The sequence below is a fragment of the Mesorhizobium sp. M1E.F.Ca.ET.063.01.1.1 genome, from assembly GCF_003998155.1.
In the GTDB taxonomy this organism is placed as follows: Bacteria; Pseudomonadota; Alphaproteobacteria; order Rhizobiales; family Rhizobiaceae; genus Mesorhizobium.
On the sequence record NZ_RZSC01001025.1, the window covers coordinates 1 to 1,683 of the forward strand.

Here is a 1,683-nt window from a genome sequence, read left to right on the forward strand (position 1 = left end):
GTGCATTACCCGATCCGGGGCGCGGCCACATTCAAGTCGACGGTCGGCACGAACGTCGCCTCCGACGCGCTGGCAAACCTCGCCTCGGGCGGCGTCACCGGTGGCGCGCTGATCATCGTCGGCGAGGACTATGGCGAGGGCTCCTCCATCATGCAGGAGCGCAGCCATGCCTTTGCCATGAAGAGCCAGGTCTGGCTGCTCGATCCGCGCCCGAACCTGCCCTGCATCGTCAAGGCGGTCGAGGACGGCTTCGAGCTGTCGGAGGCGTCGAACACGCCGGTCATGCTGCAGGTGCGCATCCGCTGCTGCCATGTCCATGGCCATTTCATCGCCAAGGACAACAAGCGCCCGCCAATGTCGGTCGCCGATGCGCTTGCAGCGCCGCGCCGCGACACCGGCCGCATCGTGCTGCCGCCCGCTTCCTTCCTGCACGAGAAGGAGAAGGTCGCCAAGCGCTGGCCGGCGGCCGTGAACTTCATCCGCGAGCGCAAGATCAACGAGATATTCGGTTCGGACCACGGCTCCGTCGGCATCGTCATGCAGGGCGGCATGTATAATTCCGTCGTCCGCGCGCTGCAGCGGCTCGGCCTCGCCGACACTTATGGCGACACCGACGTGCCGCTCTATGTGCTCAACGCCGTCTATCCGCTGGTCGATGACGAGTTCCTCGCCTTCTGCGAAGGCAAGCAGGCGGTGCTGGTCGTGGAGGAAGGCCAGCCCAACTATATCGAGCAGGCCTTTGCCGCCATGCTGCACAAGGCCGGGCGCGGCACGAAGCTGGTCGGCAAGGAGCATCTGCCGATGGCCGGCGAATATACCGGCCAGGTGATGCTCGACGGCATTGGCTCCTTCCTCCGCGCCTATGCGCCGCATCTGCTGCCCGGCGAGGTTCGCGCGCCGAACAAGCTGGGCGAGGGTGTCGATACCGCCGATCTCGTCAATGTCGTTCCTGGCCGCCCGCCAGGCTTCTGCGTCGGTTGCCCCGAGCGGCCGATCTTCGCCGCGACCAAGCTGGTCGAGCAGGAACTCGGCAAGCACCACATAGCTTCCGACATCGGCTGCCACCTGTTCTCGATCATGCCGCCCTTCGAGCTCGGCGCCACCACCATGGGCTACGGGCTTGGGCCGGCCTCGGCATCGGCCTTCAACTCGCCGGAGGCCAAGCGCCGTTCGATCTCCTTCGTCGGCGACGGCGGCTTCTGGCACAACGGCCTCACGTCCTCGATCGGCAACGCCGTCTTCAACAAGAATGACGGTGTCATCGTCATCGTCGACAATTTCTATTCGGCCGCTACCGGCGGCCAGGACATCCTGTCCTCGCGCGCCTCGAACCGGACGAAATCGACCAAGCATCCGATCACCGAGGCGGTGAAGGGCATGGGCGTCAAATGGCTGCGCCACATCGACCGCACCTATGATGTCGGCAAGATGCAAGCCGCGTTGCGCGAGGCGCTGACCACAGAGGAGAAGGGGCCGAAGGTCATCGTCGCCTCGTCGGAATGCATGCTCAACCGCCAGCGCCGCGAGAAGCCGCTGGTCGACAAAGCGATCAAGGCGGGCGAGCGCATCGTCAAGCCGAAATTCGGCGTCGACGAGGACATCTGCACCGGCGACCACGCCTGCATGCGGCTGTCCGGCTGCCCGTCGCTGTCGGTGAAGTCGCTCGACGATCCGCTGCGCGAC

Annotated in this window: 1 protein-coding gene; it reads left to right on the forward strand. The window is 65.5% G+C overall.

Annotation, left to right across the window (positions count from 1 at the left end):
- Nucleotides 1–1,683, forward strand: a 1,683-nt coding sequence (locus EOA29_RS35570) for an indolepyruvate ferredoxin oxidoreductase subunit alpha (protein WP_145970015.1), incomplete at both ends; no start/stop codon positions are given.